This window comes from Xylophilus sp., assembly GCA_009914555.1.
Lineage (GTDB): Bacteria > Pseudomonadota > Gammaproteobacteria > Burkholderiales > Burkholderiaceae_C > WNDY01.
Window position 1 is genome coordinate 1 of record WNDY01000016.1, and the last position, 18727, is coordinate 18727.

At 69.4% G+C, this 18727-nt stretch carries 18 protein-coding genes and 1 pseudogene; 12 read left to right on the forward strand and 7 right to left on the reverse strand.

The window, feature by feature from the left end; all coding sequences use genetic code 11:
- From GAK38_RS09600 to GAK38_RS09610, 3 genes are all read right to left on the reverse strand, one after another.
- Positions 1 to 250: transposase (locus GAK38_RS09600; protein ID WP_291780548.1), on the reverse strand; the 250-nt coding region annotated here is incomplete at its 3' end.
- Positions 251 to 311: 61 nt separating this feature from the next.
- Entirely contained in the window at positions 312 to 680 is a 369-nt protein-coding gene (locus tag GAK38_RS09605; protein ID WP_325343560.1) for a TA system VapC family ribonuclease toxin, read from the reverse strand.
- Complete coding sequence (locus GAK38_RS09610; RefSeq protein WP_325343562.1) at positions 667 to 915, reverse strand: DUF6364 family protein; 249 nt, start codon at positions 913 to 915, stop codon at positions 667 to 669. The genes GAK38_RS09605 and GAK38_RS09610 overlap by 14 nt, the downstream gene beginning before the upstream one ends.
- A gap of 135 nt (positions 916 to 1050) precedes the next feature.
- Between GAK38_RS09610 and GAK38_RS09615 the strand changes: the two genes are divergently transcribed.
- The 10 genes and pseudogenes from GAK38_RS09615 to GAK38_RS09655 all read left to right on the forward strand — a co-directional run bounded on the left by GAK38_RS09615 (position 1051) and on the right by GAK38_RS09655 (position 10783).
- Complete coding sequence (locus GAK38_RS09615) at positions 1051 to 3522, forward strand: PKD domain-containing protein (RefSeq protein WP_325343564.1); 2472 nt, start codon at positions 1051 to 1053, stop codon at positions 3520 to 3522.
- A 396-nt stretch (positions 3523 to 3918) separates the two neighbouring features.
- Positions 3919 to 4743, forward strand: coding sequence for a hypothetical protein (locus GAK38_RS09620; protein WP_325343566.1), 825 nt, complete (start codon positions 3919 to 3921; stop codon positions 4741 to 4743).
- Positions 4744 to 4860: 117 nt separating this feature from the next.
- Positions 4861 to 6333: pseudogene (locus GAK38_RS09625) on the forward strand (surface lipoprotein assembly modifier).
- Positions 6334 to 6537: 204 nt separating this feature from the next.
- A complete protein-coding gene (locus tag GAK38_RS09630; RefSeq protein ID WP_325343658.1) occupies positions 6538 to 7095 on the forward strand; it encodes a biliverdin-producing heme oxygenase in 558 nt (185 codons plus the stop codon).
- A 268-nt stretch (positions 7096 to 7363) separates the two neighbouring features.
- Positions 7364 to 7705 (forward strand): tetratricopeptide repeat protein, encoded by a 342-nt coding sequence (locus tag GAK38_RS09635; RefSeq protein WP_325343568.1) that lies wholly within the window; start codon positions 7364 to 7366, stop codon positions 7703 to 7705.
- Between the two features lie 66 nt (positions 7706 to 7771).
- A complete protein-coding gene (locus tag GAK38_RS09640; RefSeq protein WP_325343570.1) occupies positions 7772 to 8179 on the forward strand; it encodes a tetratricopeptide repeat protein in 408 nt (135 codons plus the stop codon).
- Between the two features lie 35 nt (positions 8180 to 8214).
- Entirely contained in the window at positions 8215 to 8415 is a 201-nt protein-coding gene (locus GAK38_RS23915) for a tetratricopeptide repeat protein (RefSeq protein ID WP_443089187.1), read from the forward strand.
- Between the two features lie 53 nt (positions 8416 to 8468).
- A complete protein-coding gene (locus GAK38_RS09645; RefSeq protein WP_325343572.1) occupies positions 8469 to 8852 on the forward strand; it encodes a YbaN family protein in 384 nt (127 codons plus the stop codon).
- A 47-nt stretch (positions 8853 to 8899) separates the two neighbouring features.
- The gene (locus GAK38_RS09650; protein WP_325343574.1) at positions 8900 to 9298 is read left to right on the forward strand and encodes a DUF423 domain-containing protein; all 399 of its coding nucleotides are present in this window, start codon (positions 8900 to 8902) and stop codon (positions 9296 to 9298) included.
- 507 nt (positions 9299 to 9805) lie between these two features.
- The gene (locus GAK38_RS09655) at positions 9806 to 10783 is read left to right on the forward strand and encodes a GMP reductase (RefSeq protein WP_325343576.1); all 978 of its coding nucleotides are present in this window, start codon (positions 9806 to 9808) and stop codon (positions 10781 to 10783) included.
- 67 nt (positions 10784 to 10850) lie between these two features.
- Here the strand turns inward: GAK38_RS09655 and GAK38_RS09660 are convergent, their stop codons facing one another.
- Together GAK38_RS09660 and GAK38_RS09665 are read right to left on the reverse strand one after the other, a co-directional pair.
- Positions 10851 to 11612: an alpha/beta hydrolase family protein gene (locus tag GAK38_RS09660; RefSeq protein WP_325343579.1), complete on the reverse strand. Its 762-nt coding sequence runs from the start codon at positions 11610 to 11612 to the stop codon at positions 10851 to 10853.
- A gap of 34 nt (positions 11613 to 11646) precedes the next feature.
- Positions 11647 to 12768: a DUF3182 family protein gene (locus GAK38_RS09665; RefSeq protein ID WP_325343581.1), complete on the reverse strand. Its 1122-nt coding sequence runs from the start codon at positions 12766 to 12768 to the stop codon at positions 11647 to 11649.
- 235 nt (positions 12769 to 13003) lie between these two features.
- Here GAK38_RS09665 and GAK38_RS09670 point away from each other — a divergent pair, with 235 nt between their 5' ends.
- Entirely contained in the window at positions 13004 to 13267 is a 264-nt protein-coding gene (locus tag GAK38_RS09670) for a hypothetical protein (protein WP_325343583.1), read from the forward strand.
- Positions 13268 to 13355: 88 nt separating this feature from the next.
- Here the strand turns inward: GAK38_RS09670 and GAK38_RS09675 are convergent, their stop codons facing one another.
- Both GAK38_RS09675 and GAK38_RS09680 read right to left on the reverse strand, forming a co-directional pair.
- Positions 13356 to 14087 (reverse strand): OmpW/AlkL family protein, encoded by a 732-nt coding sequence (locus tag GAK38_RS09675; protein WP_325343585.1) that lies wholly within the window; start codon positions 14085 to 14087, stop codon positions 13356 to 13358.
- Positions 14088 to 14233: 146 nt separating this feature from the next.
- Positions 14234 to 15688 carry an MFS transporter gene (locus tag GAK38_RS09680; protein WP_325343587.1) on the reverse strand — a complete coding sequence of 485 codons (1455 nt, stop codon included), beginning with the start codon at positions 15686 to 15688 and terminating at the stop codon, positions 14234 to 14236.
- Between the two features lie 257 nt (positions 15689 to 15945).
- On the opposite strand from GAK38_RS09680, the gene GAK38_RS09685 reads away from it, so the two are divergent.
- Positions 15946 to 18726: a chemotaxis protein CheB gene (locus GAK38_RS09685; RefSeq protein ID WP_325343589.1), complete on the forward strand. Its 2781-nt coding sequence runs from the start codon at positions 15946 to 15948 to the stop codon at positions 18724 to 18726.
- The last annotated feature ends 1 nt before the right edge of the window (position 18727 follow it).

Consider the following 18727-nt stretch of genomic DNA (forward strand, 5'->3'; position numbering starts at 1 on the left):
AAGCGTTCTCCTCCTCCAGCCGCGCCACTTCACGTTTGAGCCGTGCATGTTCGGCCAACTCCAAGCGTTGTGCCTGATCGTCCTGGTCGTGCCGCCGCGCCTGGGCGCGCCAACTGTACAGCTGGGCAGGCTGCAACCCCAGATCACGAGCCACCGTGGTTACCCCTTCTGTGGCCGCTCGCAACAGTGCCTGCTGCCTGAACTCCAGGCTGAACTCCTGCCCCTTTCTGCCTGCCTTGCTCTTGGTCATCGTCCACCTCCTATTGCGATAGTTAATCGCTTATAGGGGTGTCCGTGAAACGGGGGCAAGATCACTCACCTTGCTGCAACACCGCTGCCGCCAGCCAGACATCCGGCACGTCTGCAGCACGCAGCGCAAGCTGGGCGCAGAGGCTGCGCAGCACCGGCCATTCCGCGCCCAGCACAGCCAGTTCCACGCCTTCGGCGTCCAGCACCGTATCGACGAACCGCAGCGCATCCACCATCGGCGTCGGCTCGGGAAAGATGCGCGGATTGACCCCCAGCCGCAGAAAGCTGGCCACCACCAAGGGTTGCAGGCGCAACGGCGCCCCCTGCCCCGCCTGCTCTACCGCCTGCTCCAGCCAAGCGCGCGCCGGCGCATGGTGCGGGTGGTCGCCGCGCGAGGCAGCCACCAGTACGTTGACGTCAGGCGTCGTCATCGCCGGCCGCTTCGCGCAGCGCCTTGTTGTCCAGCCCGGTCAAGCCGGCGGCCAGACCGCTGCGCCCGTAAAACACCGGCAGTTTCACCGCCGCAGCCTTGCGCCTGCCGGCTGCGGCATTCAGGCGCAACTGCAAGCCCTCCTCGATCAGCCGGGTCAGGCTGGTACCGCGCTGCGCAGCCAGCACCTTGGCCTGCGCCAGCAAAGCGTCATTCAGATTCAGCGTCGTCTTCATGACAAACCACCTGTTGAGCCATCGGCAGATGGCCTCGCCTGACATCGTACAGATTTCTGTATTCCCTGTCGCAACCTCCTACCCATCCCTTTTCTTCCCCGCCCCAGGCACATCCGCAATAGGAGCCCGAGCATCATGAAACCCTCTCTACGCAACCTCATGGCAGGGCTGGCCAGCGCCACCGCCCTGCTGCTTGCCGCCTGCGGCGGCGGGGGTGGAGGCGGCGGCGAATCAACCGCCACCCCGCCGACCGCCGTGGCCAGCGCCAGCCCTACGAGCGGCCCTGCAGGCACCACGGTCACGCTCGACGGCAGCGGCAGCAGCACGCCCAACGGCGGCACCCTCAGCTACGAGTGGAGCCTGGCCAGCCGGCCCGACGGCAGCGCCGCCGCCCTCTCCAACGCCGCCGACGCCAAGCCCACCTTCGTCATCGACCAGCCCGGCGAATACGTCGCCGCCCTCGTCGTCAAGGACGCCGTGGCCAGCAGCACCGCCGCGCGCGTCACCGTTACCGGCACCACCCTCGTGCCCGTGGCCGTCGTCACGCCGCAGACCCAGGGCGTGCTCGTGGGCGCCACCGTCACGCTCGACGGCAGCCAGAGCGTGCCGCCCACCGGCGTGGACGCCAGCGCGCTCAGCTACCAGTGGAAGCTCACCGAGCAGCCCACCGGCGGCACCGTCGCGCTCAGTGGCGCCACCAGCGCCAAGGCCACCTTCCTGGCCGAGAAGGTCGGCATCTACCGCGCCACCCTCGTCGTGAGCCACGGCGACCAGACCAGCGCGGCGGCCGAAGCCACCGTCACCGTCAGCACCGCCAACAGCAGCCCCGTCATCTCGCTGAACGTGCCCGCCACCGCCGTGCGCGGCGAGACCATCGTGCTCGACGGCAGCGGCAGCAGCGACCCGGACGGCGACCAGCTGCACTACCGCTGGAGCATCCCGACCTACATTGCCAACATCGGCAACCCCAAGCCCCAAGCCTCCAACGCGACCATCGGCAGCGCCACCAGCGCCAAGGCCACGTTCGTGCCCGACGCCGCCGGCACCTACTACTTCGACGTCACCGTCTACGACGGCAGCGTCGCCGCCACGCAGCGCGTCACCGTCAAGGTCACCAAGCCCGAAGGTGCCACCAACATCGAACCCGTGGCCCAGGTCGGTGCCGTCACGTTCGCCGAAGTCAACGCCACCGAATGTGAGATCGGCGCCTATTGCGGCGTCTCCGCCAGCCGCTCCTACGACGCCGACGGCGACACGCTGACCTACAAATGGACCTGGTGGAACACCGCCACGCCAGACATCAAGAACACCGCCACCGGCAGCAGCCTGATCCTCTCGGCGCTCGACCCGCGCACCACCGCCGCCACCTACGGCATACAGCTCGTCGCCAACGACGGCACCGTCGACAGCACCACCGCCAACTACACCGTCATCGTCAAGACGGGCGCCAACAAGGCCCTGTCCGCCAAGGTTACGGTGGACAGCGCCAAGGTGCTCAAGGGCGACACCATCACCTTCGACGGCAGCGGCAGCACCGACGCCAACGGCGACAAGCTCGAATACCTCTGGACCTTGACCGACCGGCCCGACGGCAGCACCGCCGTGCTGCAGAACGCCGGCACCGCCAGCAGCAAGGCCAGCATCGTGGCCGACCAGTCCGGCATCTACACCGTGCAATTGCAGCTACGCGACTCCGCCGGTGCGGTCAGCACCGTGGCCACGGCCACGTCCAGTGCCAGCGTGTTCGCCAAGGAGAAGAACAACCCTCCGGTGGTGGCGAAGCTGTCGCTTTATGGAAGCGCCCGGCTGGACAGCGAGCCCGCGGCCGACCAGCCTCGCATTCTGCTTTCCGATTCCGCGCTGGCGGCCTACCTGACGATGTTCGATCCGGACCAAGACACACCCCTGTACTACCTCGCCACGCCAACCAGGCAGCCGGCGGGCAGCGCACTCTCGGCGGTTTCCGGCTCTTACGGCGTTGACGGAAGCGGAGGCACGACCAATACCAGCAGCCTCGGCTCCGTCAAGGTGGCCGGTGAATACGAGGTCGAAGTGATCCTCAGCGACGGCGTGGCCAGTTCCGCGGCCAAGCGTGCCAGCATCAGTTTCGTGGAGCAGGCGAATTTCCCCTCCCTGTTGATCGAAAGCGGCATCGGTATCGGAGCCGCAGCGCCAACAACCTATTCGCAGGGCTTCTTCCCCTTTGCGACGAAGGGCCTTCTCACTGTGCTGAGTAGTTCGGGCAACTTGTACAGTTCCTTCAACGTTTGGTATCGCCTGACGGCGTTCGACCAGGACTACACCATCACGGGCCTGCAGGCCACCTCGGCGGTCAGCGGCTACGCGCCCAGCTTCAGCGGGCTGGCCAACGGCCAGGTCATCCGCAAGGGCGAGAAGGTAACGTTCTCCCTCCAGCGGCCCAGCATCCCCGACGAAGCCGTGCTCGCAGCGCAGTTGTCCGCGATCCTGGCTTCATCCGGCGCCAGCAGCGACGCCTACACGACCGAACTGACGCGCCAGGCAGCACTGCTGGCGGCCTACCAGTTCACCTGGTCCTTCCGTGTGGCGGAGCGGGACGGCTACACCTTCTACTTCGGCCCGAATTGACACCTCCCATCTTCGCGACCCGCTTCGGACGAAGCGGGTCGCGTGGGCACCGAAGGAATGCGCATATCGAATCACGAAGAATGAGCTGGCGAACCATTATTGAAACAGTTTGCAAGGAGAATACAATTTCCCGAAATAAGAACAAAAGAAAAAGCCATTGAAACGGTCCAGCACCATGCCAATCGGCCCATAAATCCTGCTTTTCAGGCAGGAGGAGACGACTTTGTTTTTTATTTTCGCCGATAAAACATCTGTCCCGGCAGGGCCAATTCCGGGCAATGGCCAGCCGTGCGGGTTTCCTCCAATATTCGCCCGTCCTCTCGGCGGCCTGCCGGCCAATGGGGGACGTTTCAACCACCCGTGTGCTTGCACACATTTCCTCTGGAGTATGTTGGTATGAAAAAGACTTTGATCGCTGCAGCACTGTTCGCGGTATTCGGTGCTGCCCATGCTTATGATTCGGTCGGCACTTCGACGAATAACAATATCGTCCAGGTCGGCGGCTCGACTTTCGCCGATACCCACTTCCACGGGCCGAACGGCGCCCCAGGAGTGGGCTTCGTCGAAACCAGTTCTGGGGCCGGTGATGGTTTCATCATCAGCCTGCAGAGCATCAACCCCTACAGCTACAAGGACAGTTCCACGACGTCCGGCGGGGTGGCATTCCAGCGGTATCAACTGCTGGGTTACACCCATGAAGATCCCGAGGAGGGAGGCACCGTCTCCACCAACTTCAACTGGTTCAAGGTGCCGACGATCAGCCAGCAGGTGTACTTCGGCATCGCCACCAACGATCCGACCAGCTCGACGGCGCGGAGGGACGCCGCCTTTGAGGTTGGCGACCAAACCGGCTGCGTCGTACCCAACAGCGCGACCAGCTATGCGACGGCAGGCTTTCTGGTGCCGTCGGGCTACACCAGCACGACGCCGATCATCCTGACCGGCACGCTGAACCTGGCGGTCTCGGGTACCACGGCGACCTCGCTGTCCGGCGACCTGTCCGGCAGCAGCTACAACCTGAACATTGCTGCCAACACCATCAACTCGACGGCCGGCACCTTCAGCGGCGACTCCACGCTGTCCGGCGCCGCCACCGGCTCCGGCACGAGCAGCGGTCACTTCTACGGCAGCGGCACCACCAGCGCCGTGGCCGGCGTGGCTGCGAGCGATGCCACCAGCGCCACCGCCTACGTCGCCTCCTTCGGCGGCATCAAGAACTGACCTGGCGTTTCTTTCGCCTCTTCTGAAAGACCGCAAAGGCTGAAATCCCATGATGTCCCCCCCAGAACCTGCCTCCGGGCAGGTTCTGTCTTATGGACCGGCGCATTTCCCTTTTCCATGACCCCTCTCCTGCTCTTACCCTCCCGCGTGCGCCGGCTGGCCGCGTGGCTCCTCAGCCTTTCCACCGCCTGCGCTGCCTCGGCGCAGCAGGACACGGCCGACCGGCTCTGGCAGGGTGTCGAGCAGCAGCAGCGCCGGCCCGCCGCGCCCGCGCCGCTCGACGAGGATGCCCAGCGCACGCTGCACGACCCCGCCCTCGCCGCGCTCACGCAGACGCCGCAGGCGCGCGTGCAGCAGTTGCTCGGGGCGGTACTGAACGCGGTGAACCACCGCGACTGGTTCGGCGCCGACCGGCTGCTGCGCCAGTATGCCCAGGTGCCGGGCCATGACCCGGCGCTGTTCGACTTCGTGGAGGCGAGCCGGCTCGCAGCCGATGGCCAGCACGACGCGGCGATCGAGAAATACCGCGCGGTCTTACAGTCCAATCCGGCATTCGTGCGCGGCGAGTTGGACCTGGCGCGCGTACTGTATGCCGACAACCGCCTGCGCGACGCGCGCGAGGTTTTCGCCCGCCTGCGCGGCCGGCCGCTGCCGCCGGCGGTGGAGCGCCACATCGACGAATACCGCGGGGCGATCGACCGGCGCGCGCGGCCGCAGTTCTCGCTGACGCTCTCGGCCGTGCGCGAGGACAACGTGAACAGCGCCTCCACCGTGGTGGACCCGTGCGCGCTGGTTTTCTACGGCACCTGCCTGCAGAACAACCCGGGCGAGAAGAAGGCCGACACCGGCGTCTATTTCGAGGCCATCCTCAACAAGCTCTGGCCGCTCGCAGGCAACCACGGGCTTCTGTTGCGCAGCATCAACTACGGCAACCATTACCGCCGCGAGGACGATTACGACAATATCGTCTCGACGACCTATTTCGGCTACCAGTTCTCTTAGGCGCGCAACCAGTTCCAGTTCCTGCCCTTGTTCGAATTCGACGACGAGGGCGGGCGCAAGGTGTATCACGCCTTTGGCGCGCGCGCGGGTTATCTGCGCCAGTTGAACGAACGCGCGCAGGTGGAGGCTACCTACGAATACAAGGCCCGGCGCTTCTCACCGATTTTCTCCGAGAATATCCAGGGCGATTTCCGTGCCGTTTCGCTGTTCGGCAATTATGCGCTGGCCCCCGGCCTGCTCGGTTATGGCAGCCTGATCTGGCGCGAGAGCGAAGCGCGGCAGCAGATTTTTCATTACCGCGAGAAAGCAGCCCGCCTCGGTATTTTCAAGAATTTCTCGGGCCAGGTGACGGTGAATGCAGCCTACGGCTGGCGCGGGCGGCAGGCGAAGATCGCCAACGCGGTTTTCGGCCGGCGCCAGCGCGACCACAAAGGCAGCATCTACCTGAACGTTTCCCTGCCCGGTTATGCGTGGCACGGGCTGACGCCGACCATGACCTACGAATACCGCGACAACCGCAGCAGCATTCCGCATGCCTACGATTACGAGAAGAACCGGCTGGTGCTGGGGGTCAGCAAGGTTTTCTGAGACTGCGCCATGCGTCGCTCCCCCCTTCTTTCTTTTCTTCACCTCATCGGAATCCCCGGCCCATTTCCCTTTCGCTCTCCCCGGGCGCATGCCCGTTTTTTCTTTCTTTCTTCACCCCCACCCTGTCGATCGACCATGACAACACCGGCTTCCACCCTTGAACACGCCAGCCGCCGCCAGCGGCTGAAGGCCGCCACCCACTAGATCCACGACCGGCTCGACCGGCGCATCACGGCCTGCCAGCCGTTCGCCGACCGCGCGCGCTACGCAGCCTTCCTGCGCACGCAGCACCGGTTGCACCGCGACGTGGAGGCGCTCTATGCCGACCCGGTGCTCAATGTGCTGCTGCCCGGCCTGCGCGAGCGCAGCCGGCTCGCCCTGGTCGAGCAGGATCTGGCCGACCTGGGTGCGCAGACGGAGGGCACGGCGCTGCCAGCGCCCGCCTTCGCACCCGCCGCCGGCGCGCCGGCGACGAACATGGCCACCGCGCTGGGATGGCTCTATACGGTGGAGGGCTCGAACATCGGCGCGGCGTTCCTGCTCAAGGCCGCCGCCGGGCTGGGGCTGGACGCGGGCTTCGGCGCCCGGCACCTGGCGCCGCATGCCGACGGCCGCGCGGCCCACTGGCGCGACTTCATCGCCCAGCTGGACGAAGTGCGGCTGTCCGCGGCCGAAGAGAGCCGCGTGGATGCGGGCGCGCAGGCTGCGTTTGCCGCCGCGTTGGCCTATGCGCAGCAGTATCTGCCGGTGGCGGACGAATGAACGGAAAAGGGATACGTCAGCCATTCTTTCCGCCGCCCCGGCCTGCCGGCCGCCGGCTCGCGCACCTGTTGGCCCCAGGGCTACCCGCGCCTGCCGCGGCAGGCGCGGGCGCGGGCGCGGACACCGGCGGCGCCGTGGTGCAGTCCTGACAGGCAGCCTACGACCGAGCGCAAAGCGCCCATAAGACGGGGGACCTGGAGTCCGCCGAGCGGGCGGCGCGCGAGGCGCTCGCCCAGGCCTGTGCCGGCAGGAGGACACGCGATCCTTCGTGGCCGCCAGCCTCAACCTGCTGGCGCTGGTGGGCCAGCGCCAGGGCCATGCCGACGAGGCCGCCGGTCTGCTGCGCAAGGCACTGGCAGCCGGCGAGCAGGTGCCCGACGGCGAGGTCGGTGCGGCAGCGCTAGCGCTCAACCTCGGCAGCGCGCTCGACGCGGCGGGCCGCGGCGACGAGGCCCTGACAGCCTGGCGGCGCAGCCTGGAGATCGTCGAGCGCCCGCCGGCGGACGCACCGGTGCGCGCCCAGGCCCTCGCCGCGCGCTACAACCAGCGCCTGCTGGGCGACCGGGCCTGCCTGTCTGCGGCGCTGCGGGCCGAGGCGCTGGAGCGGTAGGCGCAGCTGCAGCAGCGCCAGGGTGCGCTGGCCGCCGCGTGCGCATCGCTCGAACAGGCGCTCGCGTTGCGCGAGCAGGCGGCGCCGGGCGACCCGGCGGCGCTGCTGCGCACGCTCTCGGCGTTGGCCGATGTGTGGGGGCAGGTGGGTGACCACGACGGCGCCGCGCCGCTGCACGAGCGCGCGGCGGCAATGCTGGAGCGCAGCGAGCCGCAGAGTGCGGCGCAGGCGGAGGCGCTGGCTGGCCACCTCAACGAACTGGGGCTCTGGCACCTGCAGCACCGGGAGTACGACGGGGCCGGCCGGCTGCTGCAGCGCTCGCTGGCCATCGTGCAGGCGCGCGACGCGGGCAGCCTGGAGACGACGCGCGCGGCGACGACGCGCAGGCCCAGGCGCTGTACGGCCGCGCGCTGGCGATCTACGAGGCCCACGGCGAAGCGGCCGAGGCGCTGCTGGGCCAGGCCCAGGGGCTGAACTTCCTGGCGGGGCAGGACTACCGCCGCCGGCGCCTGGCGCAGGCCGAGACGCGCTTTCTTCGCGCGCTGGCGCTGACCGAGCGGGCGGCCAGCCCGCAGTCGCCGCGGCTGCTGCCGCTGCTGGACAATCTGGCCACGCTCTACCGCAGCCAGCAGCGCGAGGGCCAGGCCCGGCCCTATGCCGAGCGCGCCGAGCGGCTGCGCGAGGCGCAGCCGCAGCCATCGGCGTCCTGAGGAGAACGGCAGTGCAAGAACTTGGCGAATTGCCTTCACTCGCTCCCGCGACCATGGCCACCGCGCGCTCGCCGCTGGTGCGCGCGCTGCTGCTGGCGCTGGCCGTGGCGAGCCTGGGCCTGGCCGCGCTGGGGCTGGCCACACCGGGGCTGCCGAGCACCGAGTTCGTGCTGCTGGCGGCCTGGGCCGCCGCGCGCAGTTCGCCGCGCTTTCACCGCTGGCTGCTGGACAGCCGGCTGTTCGGGCCCTCGCTGCGCTACTGGCGCGACGGTGGCCGCGTCAGCCGGCGCGCCAAGTGGGCCGCCAGCGCATCCATGCTGGCCTGCGCGGCGCTGCTGGTCTGGACAGTGCCGCACCGTTGGGCGGTGGCAGCGGCCATCGCCTGCATGGCAGGCGTGCAGGTCTGGCTGTGGCGCCGCCCCGAACCGCCGGGCTGACCGTCCGTCCGCCTGTCCGTGTTTGTTATTTCCGAAAGGTGGTTGTCATGCCCGCTTCGTCGTATCCGTGGATCGTTCTTGCCGCGCTGGCCGGTGCCAGCGGCGTGGGCTGCGGCGCCTATGCGGCGCACGGCCTCGGCTTCATCGCCTCACCCGAGGCCCGCGAGGCCGCGCGGCTGTCGCTGCAGTCGGCCACGCAGTACCAACTGCTGCATGCGCTGGCCCTCCTCGGCGTTGGTCTGTGGGCGGCCATGCGCCCCGGCGGGCGCTGGCTGCTGGCGGCCGGATTGCTGTTCCTGGCCGGCATCCTGCTGTTCAGCGGGCTGATCTACCTGCAGACCTTCACGGGCTTCGCCGGCCTGCGCCGCTTCGTGCCCTGGGGCGGCATGAGCTTCATCCTGGGCTGGCTGGCGCTCGGCGCAGCCGCCGTGCGCACTGTGCCGTAGCGCCGGCCGCCGCCCCGCACGCACAAGCGACGAAGCCCGCGGCAAGCGGGCTTCGTGGGCGGGGAATTGGCCCTGGGCTCTGACGCGACCCAGGTTACGGCACATTCACATGCAGGAGCACTCTGTGTTTTTCTCGTCGTGAGGGCTCTTGTTCGACGCGCCGCCGTGAGATTCGGCTTACCTGGCCAGGCAACCGGCCGAAGGCAACGTCTCGACCGGAACTGCGCAGTGTAGCACCGGTCGGCAACGCCGCCAGCCCAGTGCAGGATCGGTGCCGCCGGTCGCAGGGCCGGCTGGCCGGGCGGCGGCGTGCCGCGTAGAATCAAGCACCGGGCCCAAATATTGGCGCCCGGTTTTTTTTGGCCGCCCCCGCTTTCGTTTCGCGGGCCTCGCGGCCGGCCGGGTCTCCAGGTCAAGCGCTCGCCCGCGGCAACCGTTGCCGCAGCAGCCATTGAGCCGCGCACTGCACCAACGCGCCGCTCGCATGACTTTTCGGACAAGACCACCATGAAAATCTTCGACTACGACAACATCCTGCTGCTGCCGCGCAAGTGCCGCGTGCAGAGCCGCTCCGAATGCGACGCCGGCGTGGAGTTCGGCGGCCGCCGCTTCCGGCTGCCGGTGGTGCCGGCCAACATGAAGACGGTGGTGGACGCGAAGATCTGCGCCTGGCTGGCGAAGAACGGCTACTTCTACGTGATGCACCGCTTCGACCTCGACAACGTGGCCTTCGTGCGCGACATGCATGCGCAGGGCGCGTTCGCCTCGATCTCGCTGGGCGTCAAGCAGCCCGACTACGACACGGTCGAGCGGCTCGCGGCCGAAGGGCTGGTGCCCGAGTACATCACGATCGACATCGCCCACGGCCATGCCGACACGGTGCGCGACATGATCGGCTTCCTCAAGCGGAAGCTGCCGGCCTCGTTCGTGATCGCCGGCAACGTGGGCACGCCCGAGGCGGTGATCGACCTGGAGAACTGGGGCGCCGACGCGACCAAGGTCGGCATCGGCCCGGGCAAGGTCTGCATCACCAAGCTCAAGACCGGATTCGGCACCGGCGGCTGGCAGTTGTCGGCGCTCAAGTGGTGCGCGCGCGTGGCGACCAAACCCATCATCGCCGACGGCGGCATCCGCGACCACGGCGACATCGCCAAGAGCATCCGCTTCGGCGCGACGATGGTGATGATCGGCTCGCTGTTCGCCGGCCACGAGGAGTCGCCGGGCCAGACGGTCGAGGTCGACGGCCAGCGCTTCCAGGAGTACTACGGCAGCGCCAGCGACTTCAACAAGGGCGAGTACCGCCACGTCGAGGGCAAGCGCATCCTGGAGCCGGTCAAGGGCCGGCTGGCCGACACGCTCGTCGAGATGGAGCAGGACGTGCAAAGCTCCATCAGCTACGCCGGCGGCAGGAAGCTGCTCGACATCCGCAAGGTCAACTACGTGATCCTCGGCGGCGACAACGCGGGCGAGCATCTGCTGATGTAGGCTGATACTCCCCCTACTGATACCTCGTAGCGCGCGCAATCCGCCCGCTGTGGGCCTATACTCCCCGCTATCCCACTTTGTGGGCCGGCCCGCCGGTGCGCTCGCCGATGATCATCTCGGTCACCCAGGCCTGCAGGATCGCGTTGTACGCGGCCTGGCTGGCCTCGCCGGTCAGCGCATGGTCGCCGCCGTCGAGGATGCGGTGAGTCAGCGAATGGGCCGATTCGAAGGCGTTGCGGTAGTTCATGATGGTCTGGTGCGGGATGAAGTCGTCGTGCTCGGCCTCGACGATCAGCGCATCGCCGCGGAAGGCCTTGCAGGCGGCCAGCGCGCGGTTCTCGGTGGGCCGCACGACCGAGCGGCGGTAGCGGTCGATGACGCCGCGGTCGAGCTGCACCTTCGGCGTCTCCCATTCCTCGTCGCGGTAGAGCGCGGGCACGTGCAGCGCCAGCCAGCGCACCGGCCGCAGCGTGGTCAGGATGGCCGCCAGGTAGCCGCCGTAGCTGCTGCCGACCACGGCCACGGCCGAGGTGTCGATCCACGGATGGGCCAGCAGCCGGTCGTAGGCGGCGACCAAGTCGCGCAGATTCTCGGCGCGCGAGACGGTCTGGCGCTCCTCGCGGGTCTTCTCGTGGCCGCGCAGGTCGAAGGTCAGGCAGACGCAGCCGAGCCCCGCGATGCCCTGGGCGCGCACCAGGTCGCTCTCCTGGCTGCTGCCCCAGCCGTGCACGAACAGCACGCCCGGCACCTTGGCCCGCGGGCGCAGGAAGGTGCCTGCGATCGTCTCGTCGTCGACGCTGAGTTCGATGCTTTCGCTCTGTGTTCCCATAGATGCGTGTCGGTTGCGCCGGACGTGCCGGCGGTCATCGGAGATAGGCGTACTTGGTGACGAAGCCGACCTCGGGATCGTCGCCCTGGTAGAGCAGCGTGGCGCCGGCCGGCGGCGGCGCGCCGCCGCGGCCGAAGCGTTCGACGCAGGACGCGCGCACCACGCCCGTGGCGCCGCCCTCGACGAAGGCCGCGAGCGCGGCGACCTCGGCCCCGCTGGCCCCGCCGATGCGCCACGACTGCTCCAGCACGCCGCTGCGCCGCCGGCCCTGCGCGTCGGTGCCGGCGACCACGTCGTAGTTGCGGCGCGACGCATAGAAGCCGGCAAAGCATGCGCCCGCGGCGGCGTCGTAGCGGCGGGCCTGGTCCACCGCCGTGCGCAGCTCGGGCGCCAGCGCGCCGGAGGCGATCAGGGCATCGAAGCCGCCCCGCACCACCGTCAGGTCCGAGCCGCCGTAGACCAGCCGGCCGTCGTTGTCAGGCGTGAGCCGCTGCGTGCCGTGGTAGCTCAGCGTGAGGCGCGGCGTACGGATCTGGCCGACGCTGAAGGTCTCGGCGTCGGCCAGGTCCTCTTCCACCACCAGCCCCTCGTCGCGGAAGTCGTCGTCGCCGATGGCGGCCAGCGCCGCATCGAGCGCCGCGCCGTCGCGCACCACGGTCTGCCCGCGCCCGCCGCGGCCGCAGGCCGGCTTGAGGCGGACCGGGCCCGCGCGCAGCAGTTCGCGTCCGGCCGTGCGCGCGTCCTCGCGGCTGAAGGTCGAGTAGCCGGCCAGCACCGACGGCCGCACCTGCATTGCGAAGTCCGGCTGCCAGTGCGGCGGCGCGGCGGCGTCCGGCCGCACCAGGCCATGGGTGATGAGCTTGGAGCCGACGAACGCCTGCGGAACGACGCCGCCGAACAGGTCGCCCTCGTCCCGGATGCCGGGCCGCTCGGCCTCGGCCGCGCTCTCGATGGTGAAGGCCGGCACGACGTAGACCGGCCGGCCCCCATGGCGCGCGGCATCGTGGTCGCCATCGAAGATCTGGCCGGCCAGGGCAGCCAGCCGTTCGGTCAGGGCGCGATGCACCCCGGTCTCGTGCGGCGGCGTGTCGTGGCGCGGCAGGTAGACGACGAGCGTTCCGGCCGGACTGGGCGAAAGCGCAGCGGAGAAGGGCATGGAGTGGGGTCCTCGACGTGGAGCTTCGGCCTTGCGTTTTAGGACGTGTTTTCGCGACCGTGAACGCGTCCTGATGGAACGCCTGCCGCAGCCCCGGTGTACCAGGACGCCCGCCCGCCGGCGCGTCATCGGAATGCCGTCGTTGTTGCAGGTTGTGATCCCGGGCTTGAGACGGCCGCCTCCGGCGCCAGCTGGCCCCGATGGCACATGTCTTCCCCTTCCTGTTCTCCTGCGCATGACGCTCGAACTGTTGCGCGACCTTTCCCACGCCCGGCTGCCGCTCACGGTGCGGACGGCGCAGGACATCGACAAGCTGCGGGTCCTGCGGGCGGCCGGCCACGTGGCGGCCATGCTGCCGGCCACCGGCGCGCAGGGCGACAGGCTCTTCGCCCGGGTGCTGGCCATCACCGGCCGGGGGCGCCGCGCACTCGACGGCGAAGCGGCCGACAGCGATCCGCCGGCGCAGATCGCAGCCCGGCAGCCGGACCGCCACGGCTGAGCGCGGCCGCTGCAACCGCGAAAAAAGAAGCGGGCCGCAGGGCCCGCGATTGCATGACAGGCGCCGGCCGGCTTCGGCCGGCAGCCTTTCAGAACTTGTAGGTCAGCGCAAGGTAGCTCACGATCGGGTCCAGCGTGAGCTTGGTGCGGCTGGTGGCCACGGTGGTGCCGGTCGCATTGGCGCGGGTGGTCAGCGTGGCCTTGGTGTCCAGCGGGATATAGGACACCGAGAACGACAGGCCCCAGTTGCGGTCGAACTGGTAGGTGGCACCCGCGTTGACCACCGGCGCCCACGACTTGCTGAGCTTGGCCGTCGTGGTGAACGCGGACGACGACAGCCCCAGCGCCGTGTTGATGCCCGAGGTCAGGTTGACACCGGAATACCAGACATAGGTGCCGCCCACGCCGACGAACGGGCGGAACTTGTCGTTGCCGTCGAGGAAGGTGTAGCGCAGCAGCACCGTCGGGCTCCACTGCTTGGCCTCGCCGATGCGGCCGACGGCGGCCAGCGTGCCGGTGCCGTCGAGCTTGAACTTCGGCGGCACGCCGAGCACGCCTTCGACGCCCCAGTTGCTGTCGAAGTAGTAGACGGCGTTGAGACCCAGCGTGTTGGCATTGCTGACCTTGGCGCCCGAGCCTTCCTTGGTCTGGGTGCCCGCGGCGGTGGTCACCTGCAGCGGCTCGCTCGAATCCTGCGGCGCGAAGTGCAGCCAGCCGGCGCCGAGCACCAGATCGCCGGCCTGCTGCGCTTGGGCGGCGCCGCCGAGCAGCGCGGTGGCGGTGAAGAGGGCGGTAGTCGTCCAGAACCCGGCTTTGCTCATGTTGTCTCCTTGATGCAGTGGTGAATGAGTCGGTGAGGGTGAATCTACGCGGCCGCACGCGGCCCCGGGGGTGCGGCGCGACGGATCACGGGTTTCCCCCCACGCAAATAACGAACGATCGTGTTTTTTTTGCCACAGGAATGCGGTCAGACCGGCCCGGCGATGTCTTCGAGCGGCCGGCGCTCCGCATCGACCGCATGGCGCCAGGCCAGCAGTCCCGCGGCCACGACCATGACGGCGCCCACGCCGTAGCCGGCGGCCACGGCCATGCGGCTGCCGCTGTCGATCAGCAGGCCAAACAGCCAGGGCGCTGCGAAGCCGCCGGCGCCCGTGCCCACGGCATAGAACAGCGAGATCGCCAGCGCGCGCATCTCCAGCGGGAACACCTCGCTGACCGTCAGGTAGGCCGAGCTGGCCGCGGCCGACGCCAGGAAGAACACGGCCGACCAGGCCAGCGCCTGGCCGCGCGCGTCGAGCCAGCCTTCCACGAAGGCCAGGCCGGTCGCCGCCAGCGCCGCGCCCGAGAGCACGTAGGTCAGCCCGATCATGCGCCGGCGGCCCCAGCTGTCGAACAGCGGCCCGAGCAGCAGCGGCCCGAGCACGTTGCCGAGCGCGAACGGGAAGATGTAGAGCGCCACCCTGCCCTCCGGCACGCCATAGAAGCGCGTGAGCACCAGCGCGTAGGTGAAGAAGATCGCGTTGTAGAAGAACGCCTGCGAGACCATCAGGGCCAGCGCCACCACGCTGCGCCGCCGCAGCCGGTGCAGCAGCACGTCGGCCACCTGGCCGAAGGTCGGCGTGCCGCGCGGCGCGGCATGGGCCGCCGCGGCGGCCGGCGGCGGCAGCGGGCCGCGCTCGGCGGCCACGCGGGCCTCGATGGCGTCCAGGATGCGCCCGGCCTCGTCGGCCCGGCCGTGGGCGGCAAGCCAGCGCGGGCTCTCGGGCACGTCGCGGCGCACCAGCAGGATGGCGGCCGCCAGCAGCGCGCCGAGCGCGAAGCCGGCCCGCCAGCCCGCCACCGGCCCGAGCACGGCCGGGTCCAGCAGCACCAGCGCAAGGCCGGCCCCGAGCGCCGCGCCAAGCCAGAAGCTGCCGTTGATCGCCAGGTTGACGCGGCCGCGCACCCGCGCGGGCACCAGTTCGTCGATGGCCGAATTGATCGCCGCATATTCGCCGCCGATGCCCAGCCCGGTCAGGAAGCGGCAGCAGGCGAAGAAGCCGAAGCCCGGCGCGAAGGCCGTGGCCAGCGTGGCCGCGCCGTAGACCGCCAGCGTCAGCAGGAAGAGCCGCTTGCGCCCGAGCCGGTCGGCCAGCCGGCCGAACAGCAGCGCGCCGGCCACCGCGCCGCCGATGTAGAGCGAGCCGGCCGCGCCCACCTGCGCCGCGCCGAGCGCCAGGGTGTCCGGCCGCTCCAGCACCGAGCCGACCGAGCCGACCAGCGTGACCTCCAGTCCGTCGAGCACCCAGGCGATGCCCAGCGCAATGACCACGCGCCAGTGCCAGCGCGACCACGGCAGGCGGTCGAGCCGGGCGGTGATGCCGGGGGAGGAATCGGGCGGCGGCGCGCCGCCGCCAGGCGCGCCCGGGGGTGCGGAAGGCATGCGGCATTCTTCGTGCGCCGGCCCGCACGGATGTGAGCAGTTGTTGGCGGCAGGCCGTTCCGGCCGCCACGGCCGCGCCACCGGGGCGCCCGCCGCCGGCTCATCCGTGGCCGCGCTGCCGAGCCACCATCGGCCGCAAGCGCGGCGAAGTGCGCCGGCACGGCGGTTGGCCGGGGTTATCCTCGTCTGCTGCCGCAGCGGTTTTTTTCATGTCCCGGCCGCGGCGCGGTCGCATGCAGGGTCTACGAGGAACAGGAATGGACGAGATCACCCCCGACCACAGCGAGGAATACCTCGGCGACCAGATCGACGACGCGGTGCCCACGCGCGGCTACCAGATGCTTCCCGTGGTCGGGCTGGACGGATCGGCCGGCGGCATCGAGGCGCTGCGGTCCTTCTTCGAGAAGATGCCGGCCCAGTCCGGGCTGGCCTTCGTCGTCGTGATGCACCTGTCGCCCGAGCACGAAAGCCTGCTCGACGAACTGCTGCAGCGCTGCACGCAGATGCGGGTGGTGCAGGTGCGCGAAGCGATGAAGATCGAACCGGACACCATCTACGTCATTCCGCCGCGCAAGACGCTGCGCACCTTCGACGGAACGCTGCAGCTCGGCGACCTGCCGCTGGAGCGGCACCGCCACGTGGCGGTCGACATCTTCTTCCGCACGCTGGCCGATACCCATGGCCCCCATGCCTCGGCCATCGTGCTGTCCGGGGCCGACGGCGACGGCGCCATCGGCATCAAGCGCATCAAGGAGCGCGGCGGCCTCACGATCGCGCAGGACCCGGAGGAGGCCCTGGTCAGCTCCATGCCGCGCGCGGCCATCGCCACCGGCATGGTGGACTGGACCCTGCCGGTGGTCCAGATGCCGGCGCGGATCCTGCAGTACCACAGCATGGCCCGATCGGTCCGTCTGCCACCGGAGGGCGCGCCGCCGCGCGGGCGCGCAGGCGCCGCCGTCAACGACGAGGCCGCGCTGCGCGACGTGCTGGCCTTCCTGCGCAGCCGCACCGGCCGGGACTTCACGGGCTACAAGCGCGCGACCATCGTGCGCCGCATCGGCCGGCGCATGCAGGTCAACAGCATCTCCGAGGTGGCGGACTACCTGGACTGCCTGCGCACCCGGCCGGGCGAAGCCGGCGCGCTGCTGCAGGACCTGCTCATCAGCGTGACCAACTTCTTCCGCGACAGCGACTGCTTCGCCGCGCTGGAGGCGCAGCTGCCGCGGCTGTTCGACGGCAAGTCCGGCGCCGACACGGTGCGCGTCTGGGTCGCGGGATGCGCGACCGGCGAAGAGGCGTACTCGCTCGCGATGCTGCTGGCGGAGCACGCCCGCACGCTGGACGCGCCGCCGGCGCTGCAGGTCTTCGCCACCGACCTCGACGACAACGCCATCCGCATCGCGCGCGAGGGCGTCTACCCCAACTCCATCGAGGGCGACGTCAACGAGGAGCGGCTGAGGCGCTTCTTCGTCAAGGAGCACCGGGGGTTCCGCGTGCGCCGCGAGCTGCGCGAGACGGTGCTGTTCGCGGCGCACGACGTGCTGCGCGACTCGCCGTTCTCGCGGCTGGACCTGGTGTCCTGCCGCAACCTGCTGATCTACCTGAACCGCGAGGCGCCGGCCCGGGTGCTCGACACCTTCCACTTCGCGCTGCTGCCCGGCGGCATTATGTTCCTGGGCTCCTCGGAGTCGGTGGAGGACGGCAGCCAGCACTTCTCGGTCATCGACAAGAAGCACCGGCTGTTCGGCCAGCGGCAGGTGCCGCGCGTCAGCCTGCCGGTGCCCACGGGCTCCCACACGATGGCGCTGGCGCTCGAAGCGCAGATGCAGGCCCGCTCGGGGCCGGTGGTGTCCGGCGCCGCCATCGCGCGGCGCGGCTCTGAGACGACGCGCTCGGCGCTGGAGGTGGGTGGACGCACGATGACCTGGGCCGAACTGCACCTGAAGCTCGTGGAGCACCTGGCACCGCCGTCGATCCTGGTGGACGCCGAGCACGAGATCGTCCACATGTCGCCGACGGCCGGCCGCTTCCTCGCGCTGTCGGGCGGCGAGCCGACGCGCAACGTGCTGCGGCTGATCCACCCGTCGCTGCGCATCGAACTGCGCGCGGCGCTCTTCAAGGCCAACATGTCGGGCGAACCCGCGTCGGTGCGGTCCGGGAGACTGCAGATCGGCGGCGAGACGGTGCGCCTGGACATCGAGGTGCGCGCGGTCGGCGACATGGCGCCCGGCCTGCTGCTCATCCTCATCAACACGCTGGGCACGGCCGAGACGGCCGAGACGGCCGGGACGGCCGATGCCGAGCCGCCGGTCTGGGTCCGCCAGGGCAGCGATCCGGTGGCCGACCAGCTCGACCGCCAGGTCGAGCACCTGAAGTCCCACCTGCGCGACACGGTCGAGCAGTACGAGGCGTCCACCGAGGAACTCAAGGCCAGCAACGAGGAGCTGCAGGCCATGAACGAGGAGCTGCGCTCGGCCACCGAGGAACTGGAGACCAGCCGCGAAGAGCTGCAGTCGATCAACGAGGAGCTGACCACCGTCAACCATGAGCTCAAGAGCAAGGTCGACGAACTCGGTCATGCCAACAGCGACATGCAGAACCTGATGGACGCGACCGCCATCGCCACTGTGTTCCTCGACCGCGACCTGCGCATCACCCGGTACTCGCCCTCGGCCGTGGCGCTCTTCAACCTCATCGCGACCGACGTCGGCCGCCCGCTGGCGCACCTGCACACGCAGCTCCGGTACCCCGAGCTGGTGGACGACGCGCGCCGGGTGCTGGAGCGGCTGGCCCCGGTCGAGCGCCAGGTAGGTGAGCCCGGCAGCCATTCCTACCTCGTGCGACTGCTGCCCTACCGCACGCTCGACGACCGCATCGCCGGCGTGGTGCTCACCTTCGTCGACATCTCGGAACGGGTGAAGGGCGCCGAGGCGCTGCGGCAGTCCGAGGACCGCTTCAGCGCCATCGTCAACAATGCCGCGGTCGGCGTGGTGCAGGTCGAGCTCGACGGCACGATCAGGTTCGTCAACCAGCACTAGG